Annotated in this window: 12 protein-coding genes; 9 read left to right on the top strand and 3 right to left on the bottom strand. The window is 71.2% G+C overall.

Annotated features, from left to right (window positions below):
* Position 1 precedes the first annotated feature (1 nt).
* The 9 genes from EIL87_RS06785 to katG all read left to right on the top strand — a co-directional run bounded on the left by EIL87_RS06785 (position 2) and on the right by katG (position 10,991).
* The gene (locus tag EIL87_RS06785; RefSeq protein WP_125089324.1) at positions 2-982 is read left to right on the top strand and encodes an MCE family protein; all 981 of its coding nucleotides are present in this window, start codon (positions 2-4) and stop codon (positions 980-982) included.
* The gene (locus tag EIL87_RS06780) at positions 979-2,094 is read left to right on the top strand and encodes an MCE family protein (protein ID WP_125089323.1); all 1,116 of its coding nucleotides are present in this window, start codon (positions 979-981) and stop codon (positions 2,092-2,094) included. The genes EIL87_RS06785 and EIL87_RS06780 overlap by 4 nt, the downstream gene beginning before the upstream one ends.
* Positions 2,094-3,266, top strand: a complete 1,173-nt coding sequence (locus EIL87_RS06775; protein WP_125089322.1) for an MCE family protein — start codon at positions 2,094-2,096, stop codon at positions 3,264-3,266. The genes EIL87_RS06780 and EIL87_RS06775 overlap by 1 nt, the downstream gene beginning before the upstream one ends.
* On the top strand, positions 3,266-4,561 hold the full coding sequence (locus tag EIL87_RS06770) for an MCE family protein (protein WP_125089321.1): 1,296 nt from the start codon (positions 3,266-3,268) through the stop codon (positions 4,559-4,561). The genes EIL87_RS06775 and EIL87_RS06770 overlap by 1 nt, the downstream gene beginning before the upstream one ends.
* The gene (locus EIL87_RS06765; RefSeq protein WP_125089320.1) at positions 4,558-5,037 is read left to right on the top strand and encodes a hypothetical protein; all 480 of its coding nucleotides are present in this window, start codon (positions 4,558-4,560) and stop codon (positions 5,035-5,037) included. Before EIL87_RS06770 ends, EIL87_RS06765 begins: the two co-directional genes overlap by 4 nt.
* Entirely contained in the window at positions 5,034-5,561 is a 528-nt protein-coding gene (locus tag EIL87_RS06760; RefSeq protein ID WP_125089319.1) for a hypothetical protein, read from the top strand. Before EIL87_RS06765 ends, EIL87_RS06760 begins: the two co-directional genes overlap by 4 nt.
* A 300-nt stretch (positions 5,562-5,861) precedes the next feature.
* Positions 5,862-7,313, top strand: coding sequence for a cytochrome P450 (locus EIL87_RS06755; RefSeq protein WP_125089318.1), 1,452 nt, complete (start codon positions 5,862-5,864; stop codon positions 7,311-7,313).
* A gap of 1,038 nt (positions 7,314-8,351) precedes the next feature.
* A complete protein-coding gene (locus tag EIL87_RS06750) occupies positions 8,352-8,750 on the top strand; it encodes a Fur family transcriptional regulator (protein WP_325049428.1) in 399 nt (132 codons plus the stop codon).
* Between the two features lie 33 nt (positions 8,751-8,783).
* Positions 8,784-10,991, top strand: a complete 2,208-nt coding sequence (katG, locus tag EIL87_RS06745) for a catalase/peroxidase HPI (RefSeq protein WP_125089316.1) — start codon at positions 8,784-8,786, stop codon at positions 10,989-10,991.
* A 46-nt stretch (positions 10,992-11,037) separates the two neighbouring features.
* Here the strand turns inward: katG and EIL87_RS06740 are convergent, their stop codons facing one another.
* The 3 genes from EIL87_RS06740 to EIL87_RS06730 form a co-directional block, all read right to left on the bottom strand.
* On the bottom strand, positions 11,038-13,794 hold the full coding sequence (locus EIL87_RS06740) for a tetratricopeptide repeat protein (protein ID WP_125089315.1): 2,757 nt from the start codon (positions 13,792-13,794) through the stop codon (positions 11,038-11,040).
* The gene (locus EIL87_RS06735; RefSeq protein ID WP_125089314.1) at positions 13,791-14,150 is read right to left on the bottom strand and encodes a hypothetical protein; all 360 of its coding nucleotides are present in this window, start codon (positions 14,148-14,150) and stop codon (positions 13,791-13,793) included. Before EIL87_RS06735 ends, EIL87_RS06740 begins: the two co-directional genes overlap by 4 nt.
* 105 nt (positions 14,151-14,255) lie before the next feature.
* A complete protein-coding gene (locus tag EIL87_RS06730; RefSeq protein ID WP_125089313.1) occupies positions 14,256-14,729 on the bottom strand; it encodes a hotdog fold domain-containing protein in 474 nt (157 codons plus the stop codon).
* Positions 14,730-14,750: the final 21 nt, after the last annotated feature.

Raw genomic sequence — 14,750 nt, 5'->3', positions numbered from 1 at the left:
GATGACCGACTCCCGGCTCGGCGTGGTCGGCTCGGTGCTGCTGACGCTCGCCGTGCTGCTCTCGCTCAGCGGCGACGCCCTCTCGCCGCTGCTGGCCGGACGCGGCCTCCACGCGGTGTTCGCCGAAGCCGGCGGGCTGACCGAGGGCGACCCCGTGGTGGTGTCCGGGATGACCGTCGGCCGCGTCGAGCAGGTCGAGCTGCGCGATACCGACGTGCTCATCTCCTTCAGCGTCGACGAACCGGACCTGCTGGTGGGGGAGGCGAGCACCGCGGCCATCAAGGCCCAGAGCGCGCTCGGCGAGAAGGCGCTGAGCCTCGCCCCCGCCGGGCCCGGCGACCTGCCCGACGACGCGCAGATCCCGCTGTCGCGCACCATCGCGCCCTACGACGTCACCCAAGCCCTGCAGAGCCTCACCGACCAGACCTCCCGGCTGGACACCGAACGGCTGGCGGGCGCCTTCCACGCGGTCGCCGACACCCTCGGGGGGACCGCGCAGAGCGTGCCCGCGGCGCTGACCGGCTTGCGGCGGCTGGCCGAGAGCGTCAACGCCCGCGACGCCGAACTGCGCTCCCTGCTGGAACGCACCCGGACCACGACGCAGTTGCTGGCCCAGCACGACGCGGACCTGCGGGAGATCTTCGACCGCGGGGCGGTGCTGCTCGCCTCGCTCAACCAGCGCCAGGCCGCCGTCGAACGGTTGCTCGCCGACCTCACCACGACCGCGGACCAGCTCGACGCGCTCGCGCGCGAGAACGACGCGCAGCTGCAGCCCGCGCTCACCGAACTCCGCTCGGTGCTGGCGATCCTGCGCGAGAACCGGGACAACATCGCCTCCGCGGTGCACGAGGCGGTGCCGATGCTGCGCACCCTCGGGGAGGTGCTGTCCACGATGCCCGCGCTGGACGCCTACTTCGCCAACATCCCGCCCACCAACGCCGTTCCCGGTCTGCAAGACCTGCTCGGGAGGGGGACCCGATGACCCGGCGAGTGCTGGCCGTCCTGCTCGGCGTGCTGCTCCTGTCCGCCGCGGTGCTCCTGCTGACCACCGAGCGGACCAAGCACGCCACCGCGCACTTCCCGAGCGCGAGCGGCATCCACGTCGACGACGAGGTGCGGGTGCTGGGCGTGCGGGTCGGCGAGGTCGACGAGATCGTCCCCGAGGGCAGCGGCGTGCGGATCCGCTTCAGCTACGACGCCGACCGCAAGGTCCCGGCCGACACCTCCGTCGCGCTCGTGGCGCCCAGCCTGGTCAGCGGCCGGTACCTGCAACTCGCCCCGGTCTACCGGGGCGGACCGGTGCTGCCCGACGACGCCGAGATCCCGCAGTCGCGCACGGTGGTGCCCGCCGAGTGGGACCAGACCAACGCCGAGCTCACCGAGCTCGCCCAGGCGCTCGGCCCGGGCGGTGCCAACCGCTCCGGCGCCGTGTCCCGGGCGATCGAAGCGGGCGCGGCCAACCTCGGCGGCAACGGAGCCGAGTTCCGCCGCACCCTCGACCAGCTCGCGGGCACCTCCACCACGGTCGCGGCGGGCAGCGAGGACCTGTTCACCAGCCTGCGGAACCTCGAGGAGTTCACCACGAGCCTCAACGCGAGCCAGGACCGGCTGCGGGCCTTCTCCACCCAGCTCGCGTCGATCAGCGCGCTCGCCGAGGACAACCGGGCCGCCCTCGGGCAGGCGCTGGCCGCCTCCGACCGGGCACTGGTCACCCTCACCGACTTCACCCGCACCCACGGCCGGCAGCTCGGCGACACCGTCGGCGAGCTGCGCGACGTCGGCGCCACGCTGGCCGCCAGCCGCGCCGACCTCGCCGAGGTGCTGCACATCGCGCCGCACGCGCTGGCCAACCTCTACAACGTCTACGAACCGGCCACCGGCTCCGCCAGCACACGCGTCCAGATGCCTTACACCGCGAGCGTTTCCAGCCTCACCTGCCAGATGGTCTTCTCCGCGGGCGGCACCATCGACGACTGCCGGGCCGCTCTGGACCCGCTGCTCAAGCCCCTCGACACGCCGCACCCGCCGATCGGCCTCGACCCGCTGCATCGCACCGGCAACCCGCACCAGCAGCCACCGCCGGGAGGGCCGTGATGCGCGCACTCGCACTCCTGCTCGTCAGCTGCCTGCTGGCCGGGTGCTCGGTGGACAGCGCCCAGGTCGTGCCGCTGCCGGGCGGTCCAGGCAGCGGGTCCGACGCGCGCCGCGTCGTGGTGCGCTTCGCCGACGTCGCCAACCTGGTGCCGCGCTCGGAGGTCAAGGTCGACGACGTCACCGTGGGCACCGTCCGCAGCATCGGGCTGCACGGCTGGCAGGCGCAGGTGGAGATCGGGCTCGACCCCGGGGTCGTGCTGCCCGCCAACACCGTGGCCAACATCGGGCAGAAGAGCCTGCTGGGCGCCCAGTACGTCGAGCTCGCGGCCCCGCCCGACGCGGTCGGACTGTTGCGCGACGGAGACGTCGTCCCGGTCGAACGCACCAACCGCTACCCGGGCACCGAGGAACTGCTGGCCGCGCTGTCGCTGTGGCTCAACGGCGGGGGACTGCGCCAGGTCCGGGTCATCACCGACGAGCTCGACCGGGCCCTGGGCGGCCACGAGCAGCAAGCCCGGGACCTCGTCCACCAGCTCGACGCCCTCGCCCGCTCCGCTGACGAGCAGAAGGGGCAGATCCTGCGGTCCCTCGAAGCGGTCGACGGCCTCGCCGCTCGGCTGCGCTCCCGCTCCCAGCGGCTCGGCCAGGCCTTCGACGAGCTGGGGCCGGGCATCCAGGTGCTCAACGAGCAGCGCGACGCGCTGCGCTCGGCGCTGGACGCGTCCAGCCGGCTCGGCGCGGTGGGGACCGACGTGCTCAACCGGTCCCGCGACGACCTGCTGGCCACCGTGCAGGACCTCCGCCCGAGCCTGCACCAGCTCGTCGCCGCCGGCGACAGCGTGCCGAAGTCGCTCGACACGCTGGGAACCCTGCTGTTCCCGCTGAGCACCTACAAGAAGATCATCCGCGGCGACTACCTGAACCTAGCCGTGACACTGGACCTCTCGGTGCCCAGCCTCGAATCCGGGCTGCTGGCAGGAACTCCCGTCGAAACCGTCTTCGACGCCGCCCGCACGGCCCTGCAGGCCACCGACCCGATCCGCGGACCGCTGGGCATCGGTTCGCCGATCGAGGAACCGCCGTCCTCGCCACCACCGGCGAACCCGCCACCGGACCCGGTGCTGCCGCTGCCCGACGACCTGCTGCCCGGCGTCTTCCCGGGAGGCCGCTGATGCTGACGAGACGGATCCGGCTGCAGCTCGCGGTGTTCGCCGTGCTCACCGTGTTCGGCGTCGGCACGGTGCTGGTGAACTACCTCGACCTGCGCCAGCTGCTCGGCTTCGGGCAGTACGAGGTCACCGCCGTGTTCCCCGACGCCACCGGGTTGCACCCGGGCGCGATGGTCGGCTACCGGGACGTGGAGATCGGCAAGGTGCGGTCGGTCGACCTCGGCGACGGCACCGCGGTCGCCACGCTCGGCATCGACGACGACGTGCGCGTCCCGGCCCGGCTGCACGCCGCGATCCGCAGCAAGTCCGCGATCGGCGAGCAGTCGGTCAACCTCACGCCCACCGCGAACGGGCCACCGTGGTTGCAACCGGGCGACCAGATCACCGCCACGACAACGCTGCCGCGCACCGACGTGCTCATCACCAGCCTCAACGACCTCGCCGCCTCGGTACCGCAGGACGAGCTCACCGTCGTCCTCGACGAGCTCACCACCGGGCTGGGCGGGAAGGAGCCGCAGGTCACGGCCCTGCTGGAGAACACCAGGACCGTGCTGCACCAGGCCGGGCTCAACCTCGAACCCACCGTCGACCTCATCCGCGAACTCGGCCCGTTCCTGCGCACCCAGCAGCAGGTCGCGCCCGAAACCCGTTCCAGCCTGCGGGATCTCGCCGTGTTCACCGAGCAGTTGCGCCGCAGCGACGCCGACCTGCGCGGCGTGTTCGCCCACACCCCGCCTGCCGCTGACGAGCTGATCGGCCTGCAGGACCGGTTGACCCCCGCGCTCCCGCAGCTGCTGGCCGACCTGGAGGCCACGGGCCAGGTGGTACGCACCCAACTGCCGGGCGTGTCGCAAACCCTGGTGCTCTACCCCGCGGTCACCGCGGCGCTGCAACGCGTCGTCCAGCAGCCGGGAGCCGCACCGGCCAGCGCCCACCTGGGCATCCGCGTCTCGGTCAACAGCACACCGCCCTGCTACACCGGGTACACGCCGATGTCGCAGCAGCGCTCCTTCGACGACGGAACGCCCGCGGAGACGCCCCGGGACCAGTACTGCAAGGTCGCCCCGGACGACCCGCGCTCGGTGCGGGGAGCGCGGAACTACCCGTGCGCCAACGACCCGACCCGGCGCGGCCCGACCGCGGCCTCCTGCGGAGCGCGCCCGGAGGAAGTCGTGGCGCCCTACGACCCGAGCACCGGGGGCGCCCTGCTGCCCGACGGACACCTGGTCCTGCTGGGCGACGTGCGGCAACAACCGAGAGGGGAGGAGCGGACGTGGCGCGATCTGCTGCTGAAGTGAGGCGCACCACCGGACTCGTGGTGGCGGTGCTGCTGCTGGTAGTGCTCGTCGTGGCGGGCACCCACTTCCACAACGCGGCCGCCGCGGCGGCGGCGAAGGACGAGTCCGACCGGCGCGCGGTCGCCGTGGCCCGGCAGGCGGCGCTCGGGCTCACCAACATCAGCGCTCAGACCGTCGAGCAGGACACCCAGCGGCTGGCCGCGCTGGCGACCGGTGCCTTCGCGGACCAGTTCGCCCAGCAGACCACCGCTTTCCGCGACATCGTCACCGGCTCGCAGGTCACCTCGCGGGGCGAGGTCGTGGAGGCGGCCCTGTCGCACTCCGACGGCCGCACCGCGGTCGCGCTGGCCGCCGTGCGGGCCACCGTCGGCAACGCGGCCGCGCCGGAAGGCCAGCAGCGCCAGTACCGGCTGCGCATCACCCTCGAGAAGACGGCCGAGACCTGGCTCGTCGCCAACCTGGAGTTCGTGCCATGACCACGACCGACACCGTCGAGACGACCGAGCCGACCCCGGAACCGAAGCGCCGCAGGACTCTTCCGGTACTGGCCGTGCTGGTGCTGCTGGCGGTCACCGCGGCCGTCGCGGTGCTGCACGCGCGGCAGGACTCGGCCGCGCGGGTCGAGGCGGCCCGCGCGGAAGCCACCCGGGCGGCCGGCGAGCGGATCTCCGCCATCCTCAGCTACGCCCACGACACCCTCGACCGCGACCTCGCCGCCGCGGAACGCTCGGTGACCGGCGGGTTCGCCCGCGATTACCTCGAACTGCAGCGGACCATGATCCGTCCCGCCGCCGTCCGCGACCGGATCAGCACCCGCACCACGCTGTCCGCGCTCGGCGTCGTCCGCGGCGACGACCAGCAGGTGGTGGTGCTGGCGTTCATCAACCAGCTCACCACCAGCAGCCGCCAGACCACCCCGCTCATCGAGGGCGCCAGGGTGCGGGTGACCTTGGAGCAGGTGGGCGAGGAGTGGCGCGTGTCCAAGATGGACACCGTCTGAGCCGTGCGGCCAACCGGGTGACCAGGGATTCCGTGGTCACCGACCGTGACAAGGTCCGTGTGACCCCGGTTGTGTGTCAGTTCTGGTGTGACATTGACCGCAGGGTGTCGTGGTGCGAGTATCGGTGCCACGACGTTGCCCACGACGAGCCGTGTCCTAGCCCGTTCCGCTGAGTTCTCCAGCTGGTCCTCCTCTTCGCGTGCTGAGCCTCCTTCCTGATCAGACCGCCCTCGGGAGAGTGGTTCGACGGCTGGCGCTCGGCAGGAACCCAGCCGTTCTTCCGAAGGGGGAGGAGCAGCAGTGGTCTTCCAGCTGGAGAAGGTCAACGAAGCGATCAGACGGAGAGTCCCGCCGATCACGTCGCTGCCGCTACCGCGTGCCGTGGACCAGCGGATCCTCGAAAAGCGCTGGCCGGTCACCGAACTCGCGCCCCCACCGCCCGGAAGCGGGCTCAAGCCCATCCTCGGCGACGCCGGCCCGCCGGTCATCGGCCACTCGCTGGACTTCATGCGCTACGGCCCCTCCTTCGCGCTGCGTCGCTACCAGCTCTACGGACCGATCTCCTGGGCCTACTCCCTCGGCCAGCGCATGGTCACCCTCGGCGGGCCCGAAGCGACCTCCATCGCCCTGGTCAACAAGGACAAGGCCTTCTCGCAAGGCGGTTGGCGGGCGCTCATCGACACGTTCTTCCACCGCGGCTTGATGCTGCTGGACTTCGACGAGCACATGTCGCACCGGCGCATCATGCAGCAGGCCTTCACCCGGAAACGCCTCACCGGCTACGTCGAGCAGATGGGTCCCACCCTGCGCGAAGGCGTCGGCTCCTGGGGCGGGCAGCACCGGCCGCGGCTGTACTGGCTGCTCAAGCAGCTCACGCTCGACGTGGCCACCCGCGTGTTCATGGACCAGCGCAGCGGTGAGGACGCCGACCGCATCAACCGCGCCTTCGTCGACTCGGTGCGCGCGGCGACCGCCATCGTGCGCTACCCCGTTCCCGGCGGCCGCTGGGCGGCGGGGGTGAACGGGCGCAAGCTGCTGGAGCGCTACTTCGCCGACAACATCGGCCGCGCGCGCCGGTCCGACGGCGACGACCTGTTCTCGGCGCTGTGCCACGCGCGCAGCGACGACGGCGAGCAGTTCAGCGATGACGACGTCATCAACCACATGATCTTCCTGATGATGGCCGCCCACGACACGTCCACCATCACCAGCACGGCGGTGGCCTACTTCCTGGCCAAGCACCCCGAGTGGCAGGAGCGGGCCCGGGCGGAATCCCTCGCGCTGGGCGACGACATCCCCGACATCGAGGCGCTGGAACGGCTGGAGACGCTGGACCTGGTGATCAAGGAGTCGTTGCGGCTGGTCGCGCCGGTGCCGTCGATGGTGCGCACGACCGTCCGCGACACCGACGTCCTCGGCCACCACCTGCCCGCCGGGACGATGGTCGGCGTGTCGCCGGTCCTCAACCACTACTCCGCCGACCACTGGACGAACCCGTTCGACTTCGACCCCGAGCGCTTCTCCGAATCGCGCCGGGAGGACAAGTCCCACCGGTTCGCGTGGGTGCCGTTCGGTGGCGGCGCGCACAAGTGCATCGGCCTGCACTTCGGGACGCTCGAGGTGAAGCTCCTGCTGCACGAGATGCTCCGGGGCTACACCTGGACGGTCCCGCAGGACTACGAGGTCAAGTGGGACTACGTCTCCCTCCCGGTCCCGGTCGACGGCCTCCCCGTGGAACTGCGCCGGAGGTGATGTGAGCTGCGGCGCCCCCGGATCTCGACCACCCCGTCCGAGACTCGGGGGCGCTGCTCCTCCGGCTGAGCGATCAGGCCCGCTCGTGCCACTGCGACCCGGGAGGCCCCGCCTCGAACTTCACACTTCGCGCGAAGTTCGAGGACCAGCTTCCGGTGTCGAACTTCGGAGAACTTCGAGGCCCAGCCGTCGGTGTCGAACTTCGCGAGAAATTCGAGGGCGGAACTTCCGGGTCGACCCGCGAAGTTCGAAGGGGCGCGCTGCTCCCGCACGTCACGCCAGGCCGCCAGGGTGGTGGTCAAGCGCGTAGCCCGGGCAACCTCGCCAAGCCGGGAGCTTCACGTGAAAGCCGAGGAGGTTTCGGCGCGAAGTGGGGAGCCTCGTGTGAAGGCCGGGAGAGCCGCGTGAGGAATCTGGGGCCTCGTCCCAAGCCGAGGGAGTTTCGTCGTGAAGGCGGGAAGTCTCGTGTGAAGGCCGCAAGACTTCGAACCGCGACAGGAAACCGGAGCTGTCGTGGGAGGGGTCCGGGAGCCGCGCGGGAGGGCCTCAGGGGGGGCTCGTGTGATGCCCGGTGGTGTCGAGGGGCGGTTCGGGCTCCGGGCCGATGTCGCGCGAAGTTCGAACTCGATCGCTCTGAGCGAACGGGGCCTCCCGTGGTGTCGTGCTTCGCGGGTGCGGCAAGGTCGGGATCGCTCGACGTGCTGTGGGGGCTCGGCACGGGTTCGTGCGGGGCCGTCACGTGGCGTGGTCGGCCGCACGCTCGCGGCGCGCCTGCAGTGGTGAGTCCGGCCATGTCCTCCTCTCGAAGATCGTCTTCGTGATCCGCGAGACGTCCCGGGACTCGCGGTCTTGATCGAGAGGCACGGCCCCGTGGCCAGCGGGTTCGGGTGCTGAACCCGGCGCTCGCCCATGCCTGCACCCGTCACAGGAGCCACCTGCGGCTCACCCGTGGAGGTGACTCGCGGCCGCGTTGACTTGATTAGTTCAAGAAAATGCGGCAGGCTGCGGGGCGTGAAGACCACTGCGGACTACGAGCGCATGTTGCGCGAGGCTGCGCTGCGCGTGACGCGACCTCGTGTGGCGGTGCTGTCCGCAGTGCACGAGAACGCGCACGCCGACACCGATTCGATCATCGGTCTGGTTCGCCAGGACCTGCCCAAGGTGTCCCACCAAGCCGTCTACGACGTCTTGCGCGCGCTCACCGTCGCTGGACTGGTCCGCCGCATCCAGCCGATGGGCTCCGTGGCCCGCTACGAGGCGCGGGTCGGGGACAACCACCACCACGTCGTGTGCCGCTCGTGCGGCGAGATCCACGACGTCGACTGCTCAGTGGGTGCCGCGCCGTGCCTGACGGCGTCCGACACCCACGGTTTCGTGATAGACGAAGCCGAGGTCATCTACTGGGGGCTCTGCGCGTCCTGCGCCCCCGAACGCTGAAGAACCGCACTGCACTGAATCGGAAGGATTCCCGTGTCTGACAGCCCTGACACCCGAGAGACGAACGAAACCGGTGGTTGCCCGGTTGCACACGGCCTCACCCACCCCACTCGCGGTGACGCCAACCGCGACTGGTGGCCGAACCGGCTGAACCTGAAGATCCTGGCCAAGCAGCACCCGAACAAGAACCCGTACGGCGACGACTTCGACTACGCCGCCGAGTTCCAGACGCTGGACCTGGCCGAGATCAAGAAGGACATCCAGGAAGTCCTGACCACCTCGCAGGACTGGTGGCCGGCGGACTTCGGGCACTACGGGCCGCTGATGATCCGCATGGCCTGGCACTCGGCCGGCACCTACCGCATCAGCGACGGCCGCGGCGGCGCCGGCGGCGGTCAGCAGCGGTTTGCCCCGCTGAACTCCTGGCCGGACAACGTCAGCCTGGACAAGGCCCGCCGTCTGCTGTGGCCGGTCAAGCAGAAGTACGGCCGCAAGATCTCCTGGGCCGACCTGATGATCCTCACCGGCAACGTCGCGCTGGAGTCCATGGGCTTCAAGACCTTCGGCTTCGCCGGCGGCCGCGTCGACGACTGGGAGCCGGAGGACGACGTCTACTGGGGCGCCGAGACGACCTGGCTGGGCAGCGACAAGCGCATCTCCGAGGAAACCGGTGAGCGCCAGCTGGAGCCCACGCTGGGTGCGACCCACATGGGTCTGATCTACGTCAACCCGGAGGGCCCGGAGGGCCAGCCGGACCCGGCCGCCGCCGCGCGCGACATCCGCGAGACCTTCGGCCGGATGGCGATGAACGACGAGGAGACCGTCGCCCTCATCGCCGGTGGTCACACCTTCGGCAAGACCCACGGTGCGGCTCCCGACTCCCACCTGGAGGCCGAGCCGGAGGGCGCCGACCTGGAGCTGATGGGCCTGGGCTGGAAGAACAGCTACGGCACCGGCAAGGGTGGCGACACGATCACCAGTGGTCTGGAGGTCACCTGGACCTCCACGCCCACCAAGTGGACCACCAACTTCCTGTGGAACCTCTTCAGCTTCGAGTGGGAGGTCTTCAAGGGCCCGGGCGGCGGCTGGCAGTGGCGCCCGAAGGGCGGCGCGGGTGAGGGCACGGTGCCCGACGCCCACGACCCGTCCAAGCGGATCGCGCCGAACATGCTGACCACCGACGTGGCGCTCAAGGTCGACCCGATCTACGGGCCGATCGCGCGCCGCTTCATGGAGAACCCGGACGAGTTCGCGGACGCCTTCGCCCGCGCCTGGTTCAAGCTGACCCACCGCGACATGGGTCCGAAGGAGCTCTACCTCGGCCCCGAGGTGCCCCAGGAAGACCTGATCTGGCAGGACCCGCTGCCGGCCAACGACAACGACGAGCTGTCCGTTGAGGACGTCAAGGCCCTCAAGGCCAAGATCCTCGAGACCGGCTTGACCGTGTCGCAGCTGGTGTCGACCGCGTGGGCCTCGGCTTCCACCTTCCGCGGCAGCGACAAGCGGGGCGGCGCCAACGGTGCCCGCATCCGCCTGGAGCCGCAGCGCAACTGGGAGGTCAACAACCCCGACCAGTTGGCGACCGTGCTCTCGGCGCTGGAAGGCGTGCAGCAGTCCTTCGGCAAGAAGGTCTCGCTGGCCGACCTCATCGTGCTCGGCGGTTCCGCCGCCATCGAGAAGGCCGCCGCCGACGCCGGTTCCAGCATCGAGGTGCCCTTCGCGCAGGGCCGTGTCGACGCCAGTGCGGAGCAGACCGACGCCGACTCCTTCGACGCGCTGGAGCCCATCGCCGACGGTTTCCGCAACTACACGAGCAAGTCCGCGGAGCTGCCGGCCGAGTACCACCTCATCGACCGGGCCAACCTGCTCACGCTGAGCGCTCCGGAGATGACGGTGCTCATCGGTGGTCTGCGCGTCCTGGGTGCGAACTGGGACGGGTCGCAGCACGGTGTCCTCACGGACAAGCCGGGCGTGCTCACGAACGACTTCTTCGTGAACCTGATGGACATGGCCTACACCTGGCGGTCCACTTCGGAGGACAAGTCCACCTTCGAGGCGACCAACGCCAACGGTGAGGTCGTCTGGACCGGCACTCGTGCCGACCTGGTCTTCGGGTCGAACTCCGAGCTGCGCGTCCTCGCCGAGGTCTACGCCTCGGCCGACGGCAAGGAGAAGTTCATCGAGGACTTCGTCCAGGCCTGGGTCAAGGTCATGAACCTGGACCGCTTCGACCTGGCCTGAGGTCGCGCCGCTCAGCGGCGTGCACAGCTGAACGAGACCCCGCCCGTCACGGGCGGGGTCTCGTCGTGTCTGGAAGCCCCGGCAGGGCAGCGATCGTCGCGCGCAGCTCGACGGCTTCCGGTGCGCGGCCGTGCTGTTCGAGGCGGTCGGCGACGGTTCTCCCGGCTTCTCGGAACATGCCTTGGACGATCACCGGCACTTCCCCCGGCCTGCGCCTGGAGAGCGCGAGCGCCTCCTCGAGGACCTCCAGCGCCCGGTCGATCTCGCCGGGGAGGTCGGCGTTCTGGCTCGCGAGGCTCAGCAGCAGCACCATGAACGTGTGCTCGTGGACGTCGGGAGCGGCCTGCACGAGCTTCCGGTAGGCCGCCAGCTGTTCCCGTTGGATCGCCCTGGCGCGCTCGAGCTGCCCGCCGAAAGCCAGGAAGGCGGCCAGCACGAGCGAGGCCTCGATCCGCTTCGGCTCGTAGGCGGCGGGCGCGGTGCGGGTGACCCGGGTCAGCACCGCGACCGCCTCCTCCAGCGCGGCGAGCGCTTCGGGAACGCGGCCGGTCCCGGCCAGGCACGGAGCCTGCGATTGCAGCGCCCTGGCCAGCAGCGGTTCGAACGCCGCGGGATTGCGCCGCGCCAACCTGCGGTAGGCCTCCACCGCTTCGCCGGCGATCTCGACCGCCTCACCGCCCCGGCCCGCTTGGCTCAGCCGGTTCCCGCAGTGCAGGAGCAGCTCCGCGAAGTCGATCTCGTTCTCGGCGGGGTTCTCGGCGACCAGCCGCCGCATGGTGCTGACCGCCTGCAGGCTGACCTCGACGGCTTCCGGCAGCCTCGCGGCGTCGGTGAGGCTGGCGCCGAGCGCGGTCAGGCGCACCGCGAAGTCCCGCTCGTAGCGCCGGTCCCGCTGCGCCAACCTGCGGAAGAGCTCCACCGACTCCTGCAGCGTCTCCAGCGCTTCCCGGCGCCGTCCCAGGTGTGACAACGTCTTGGCGTGGACGTAGACGGTGTGCGCGAGCTCGGCGTCGAAGCGGCCAGGTGCCGCACCGGCCAGGCGGCGGGCAGCCGCGACCGCCTCCACGGCGGCGTCGAGGGCGTCACCCTCCCGCTGCAGTTCGTGCAGGCTGCGGGACAACTCGCGCAGCGCTTTGGCCAGCACGAGATCGGCCACGATCCGCTGTCGCCCGGTGGCCGCGGCGTCCACGCGTCGCGCGGCCGCCACCGCCTGTTCGCGAGCCCCGAGTTCCTGCTGGTGCCGACCGGCGTGGGACAGCCGCCTGCCGACCTCGGTGTGCACCTCGAACTCCTCAACCGGCCCGGTGGCGCGTCGCAGCCGGTGCGGAGCGAGTCGCACGGTGATCGCCGCCGTGCCCACGTCGAGATCCGCCCGCCTGCTCTCGGGGATGTGCGCGGCGACCGCTTCGAGCAGGTCCGGTTCGACGTCGTCGAGGTCGGCCAACGCGCTCAGCACGGCGCCTCCGGCGTCCACCGCGGTGCGGGGCGAGGCCCGCAGCAGCGGGTACAGGTGGTCCGGCCCGACGTGCGGCCAGCGCTGCGCGGCGGCGGCCAGGAACGTCATGCCGCGCGCGAGCCGTTCGGTCCCGGCGTCGGTGAGCAGGGTGGCGGTGGTGGGAGCGGCCCAGCTCTGCGCGGGGTAGTCGGCGGTGTGCCCGGGCAACGTCAGGGCCAGGAAGTCTTCGGCGAGCCGGTCCGGGTAGAGCGGCTCCATCGCCGAATCCGCAGGTGCGGCAGGGGGATAGCACAACGCGTGGTCGTCGAGGACCTGCTCGGCGGGCGCCTCCAGGCCGAGCGATCGCAGCACCACCTTCGCCGGGGCGCGCGGTCCGGGCCCGGTCAGCGAGGCGGTGAACACGGTCCGGTTCATCACGGCCGGGGGAGTGCGCACACCGCGGTTCTCGAAGAGGTTCGTCCAGTGCAGGTGTTCGCGGTCCAGCAGGTAGGTGGTCAGGTTCGCCATGTCGGCGGGCGGCCTGCGGCCCGCGACGTGCGCGTCGACCGCGACGAGCGCCGCGACGTGCACGGCCAGGGTCAACCCGAAGTCGGGGTCCTCCAGCGGTCCTGGGGGCTCGATGCGCGCGGCGCCCTCGACGCCGTAGCGCCGGGCGAAACCGTCGCGCGCGGCGTGGAACATCTCGGCCCGCTGGCCGGTGTCGTCGGGCAGGTCGGGCAGGCGTTGCGTGGAGGTCCCGGCCTGGTGGTTGGCCAGCGCGGCGCGCACCGCGGGCCAGGCGTCGGCGCTGCGGGCCAGCAGCAGCACCCGGGCGGGCACGGCGCTCTGGTGCAGGACGGCGTTGCTGAGCAGCCAGGTCAGGTGCGTCAACGGCCAGCGGTCGGCGTAGTCGACGAGCAGCAGCAGCCCGGTCCGCCCGGTGGTGCGCAGGTCCTGGCTCCCGGGCGGCGGCAGCACGGTCCCCGGTCCGTGCGTGGCGGTGACGACCTTCCAACCCTCGGCGAGCGAGTCGGCCGCGAACCGGGAAGCCAGCCGCGTCTTGCCCTGTCCGCCAGGTGCGTGCAGCCAGCGCGCGGCCATCCTGGGGCCCGCGTCGCGCCACTCCCGCAGCCGGTCCAGCTCGTCCGCGCGACCGGTGAACTCGACGACCTTGTGCCGCGCGTTGAGCATCCGGCTGGGCATCTCCACCAGCCACTCGGGATCGGGCTCGGCAGGGGGCCGGAACTCCTCGAGCACGTACACCGGCCCGCGGTCGGCGAAGACGTGCAGGTCCGCTCCGACCACCCCGTAGCCGAACCCGCTCTCGACGCGGACTTCCTGGTGCACCGGGGATCCTCCGCCGGTCACGACGGGTCCTCCCGGTGCTCGTCGGGGCCGTGGAGGTGCACGTCGCCGTCGGCGACCATGAACAGCCGTCCGCCGTCCTGCGCGGTCCCGACCTGCACCGACCCGCCGGAGCCCGCCGAAGTCCGCTCCCGCCGCAGCTGCAGCACGGCCACGACCAGCGAGGCCATGGCCACCAGCAGCGCGGCCGCGCCGATGACCATGCTGGTCACGCTCGCGATGCTGTCCTGATCGGACAGAGGTCGCCGGCCGAAGGCGCTGACCTGGTCGACCAGCCACCACCCGCCGACGACGAGGACCACCACCGACACCGCGGCGGCGGCCACCCACGGCCACCGCCTGCCACCGCGATCCGCCACGTCCGCCTCCCCGCTGAAGGATCAGGGAGAACAGTACTCCGGAAGACGCGACTCCTGAGTCGGAAGCGGGAGGTCCGCTGCGGAAACCCCGCCTCCGGCCAGCTCTCACTTCCTGCGGGTGACCCAGGTGGTGATGGTGGCGCGGACGACGACCTGGCCGTGCTTGTCGAGGACGTCCACCGGGACATCGATCTCCTGCCCCTCGTCGCCGAACTCGGGAACCGGGTCGAGCTCGGCGACCGCCCGCAGGCTCGTCTCGGCCTTGGCGAGGTACTCGACCTGCATCCGCTTCGGCAGCCAGCGGTGCGAGGGGGGCACGGTGGCCTCGGCGACCATGCCCATCGCGACCTCGGCGAGGTTGCACGCGGCGATCGCGTGGTAGGTGCCGATGTGGTTGCGCACGCCCCACCACTTCGGCGAGGTGACCACGCAGCGTCCGGGCGCCATCTCACGGACCGAGGGCAGCACCGTCCGGAAGTAGGGCGCCTTGAGGCTCACGCCCAGCGAGAACAGCGCACGCCCGGCGGAAGTGCCGGAGAGCTTGTTCCAGAGCGCGAAGGTCGGAGTCTGAGAGCTCATGGGCCGACAGGTTATATTACC

It is taken from the genome of Saccharopolyspora rhizosphaerae, assembly GCF_003931915.1.
Lineage (GTDB): Bacteria > Actinomycetota > Actinomycetes > Mycobacteriales > Pseudonocardiaceae > Saccharopolyspora > Saccharopolyspora rhizosphaerae.
Note: the sequence above shows the minus strand (reverse complement) of the source record. Positions and strands in the feature narration are given on the sequence as shown.

Coding starts and splice junctions, on each gene's coding strand:
- EIL87_RS06785 (WP_125089324.1), top strand. CDS start 2: ATGACCGACTCCCGGCTCGGCGTGGTCGGCTCGGTGCTGCTGACGCTC.
- EIL87_RS06730 (WP_125089313.1), bottom strand. CDS start 14,729: ATGAGCTCTCAGACTCCGACCTTCGCGCTCTGGAACAAGCTCTCCGGC.
- EIL87_RS06760 (WP_125089319.1), top strand. CDS start 5,034: ATGACCACGACCGACACCGTCGAGACGACCGAGCCGACCCCGGAACCG.
- EIL87_RS06770 (WP_125089321.1), top strand. CDS start 3,266: ATGCTGACGAGACGGATCCGGCTGCAGCTCGCGGTGTTCGCCGTGCTC.
- EIL87_RS06775 (WP_125089322.1), top strand. CDS start 2,094: ATGCGCGCACTCGCACTCCTGCTCGTCAGCTGCCTGCTGGCCGGGTGC.
- EIL87_RS06750 (WP_325049428.1), top strand. CDS start 8,352: ATGTTGCGCGAGGCTGCGCTGCGCGTGACGCGACCTCGTGTGGCGGTG.
- EIL87_RS06780 (WP_125089323.1), top strand. CDS start 979: ATGACCCGGCGAGTGCTGGCCGTCCTGCTCGGCGTGCTGCTCCTGTCC.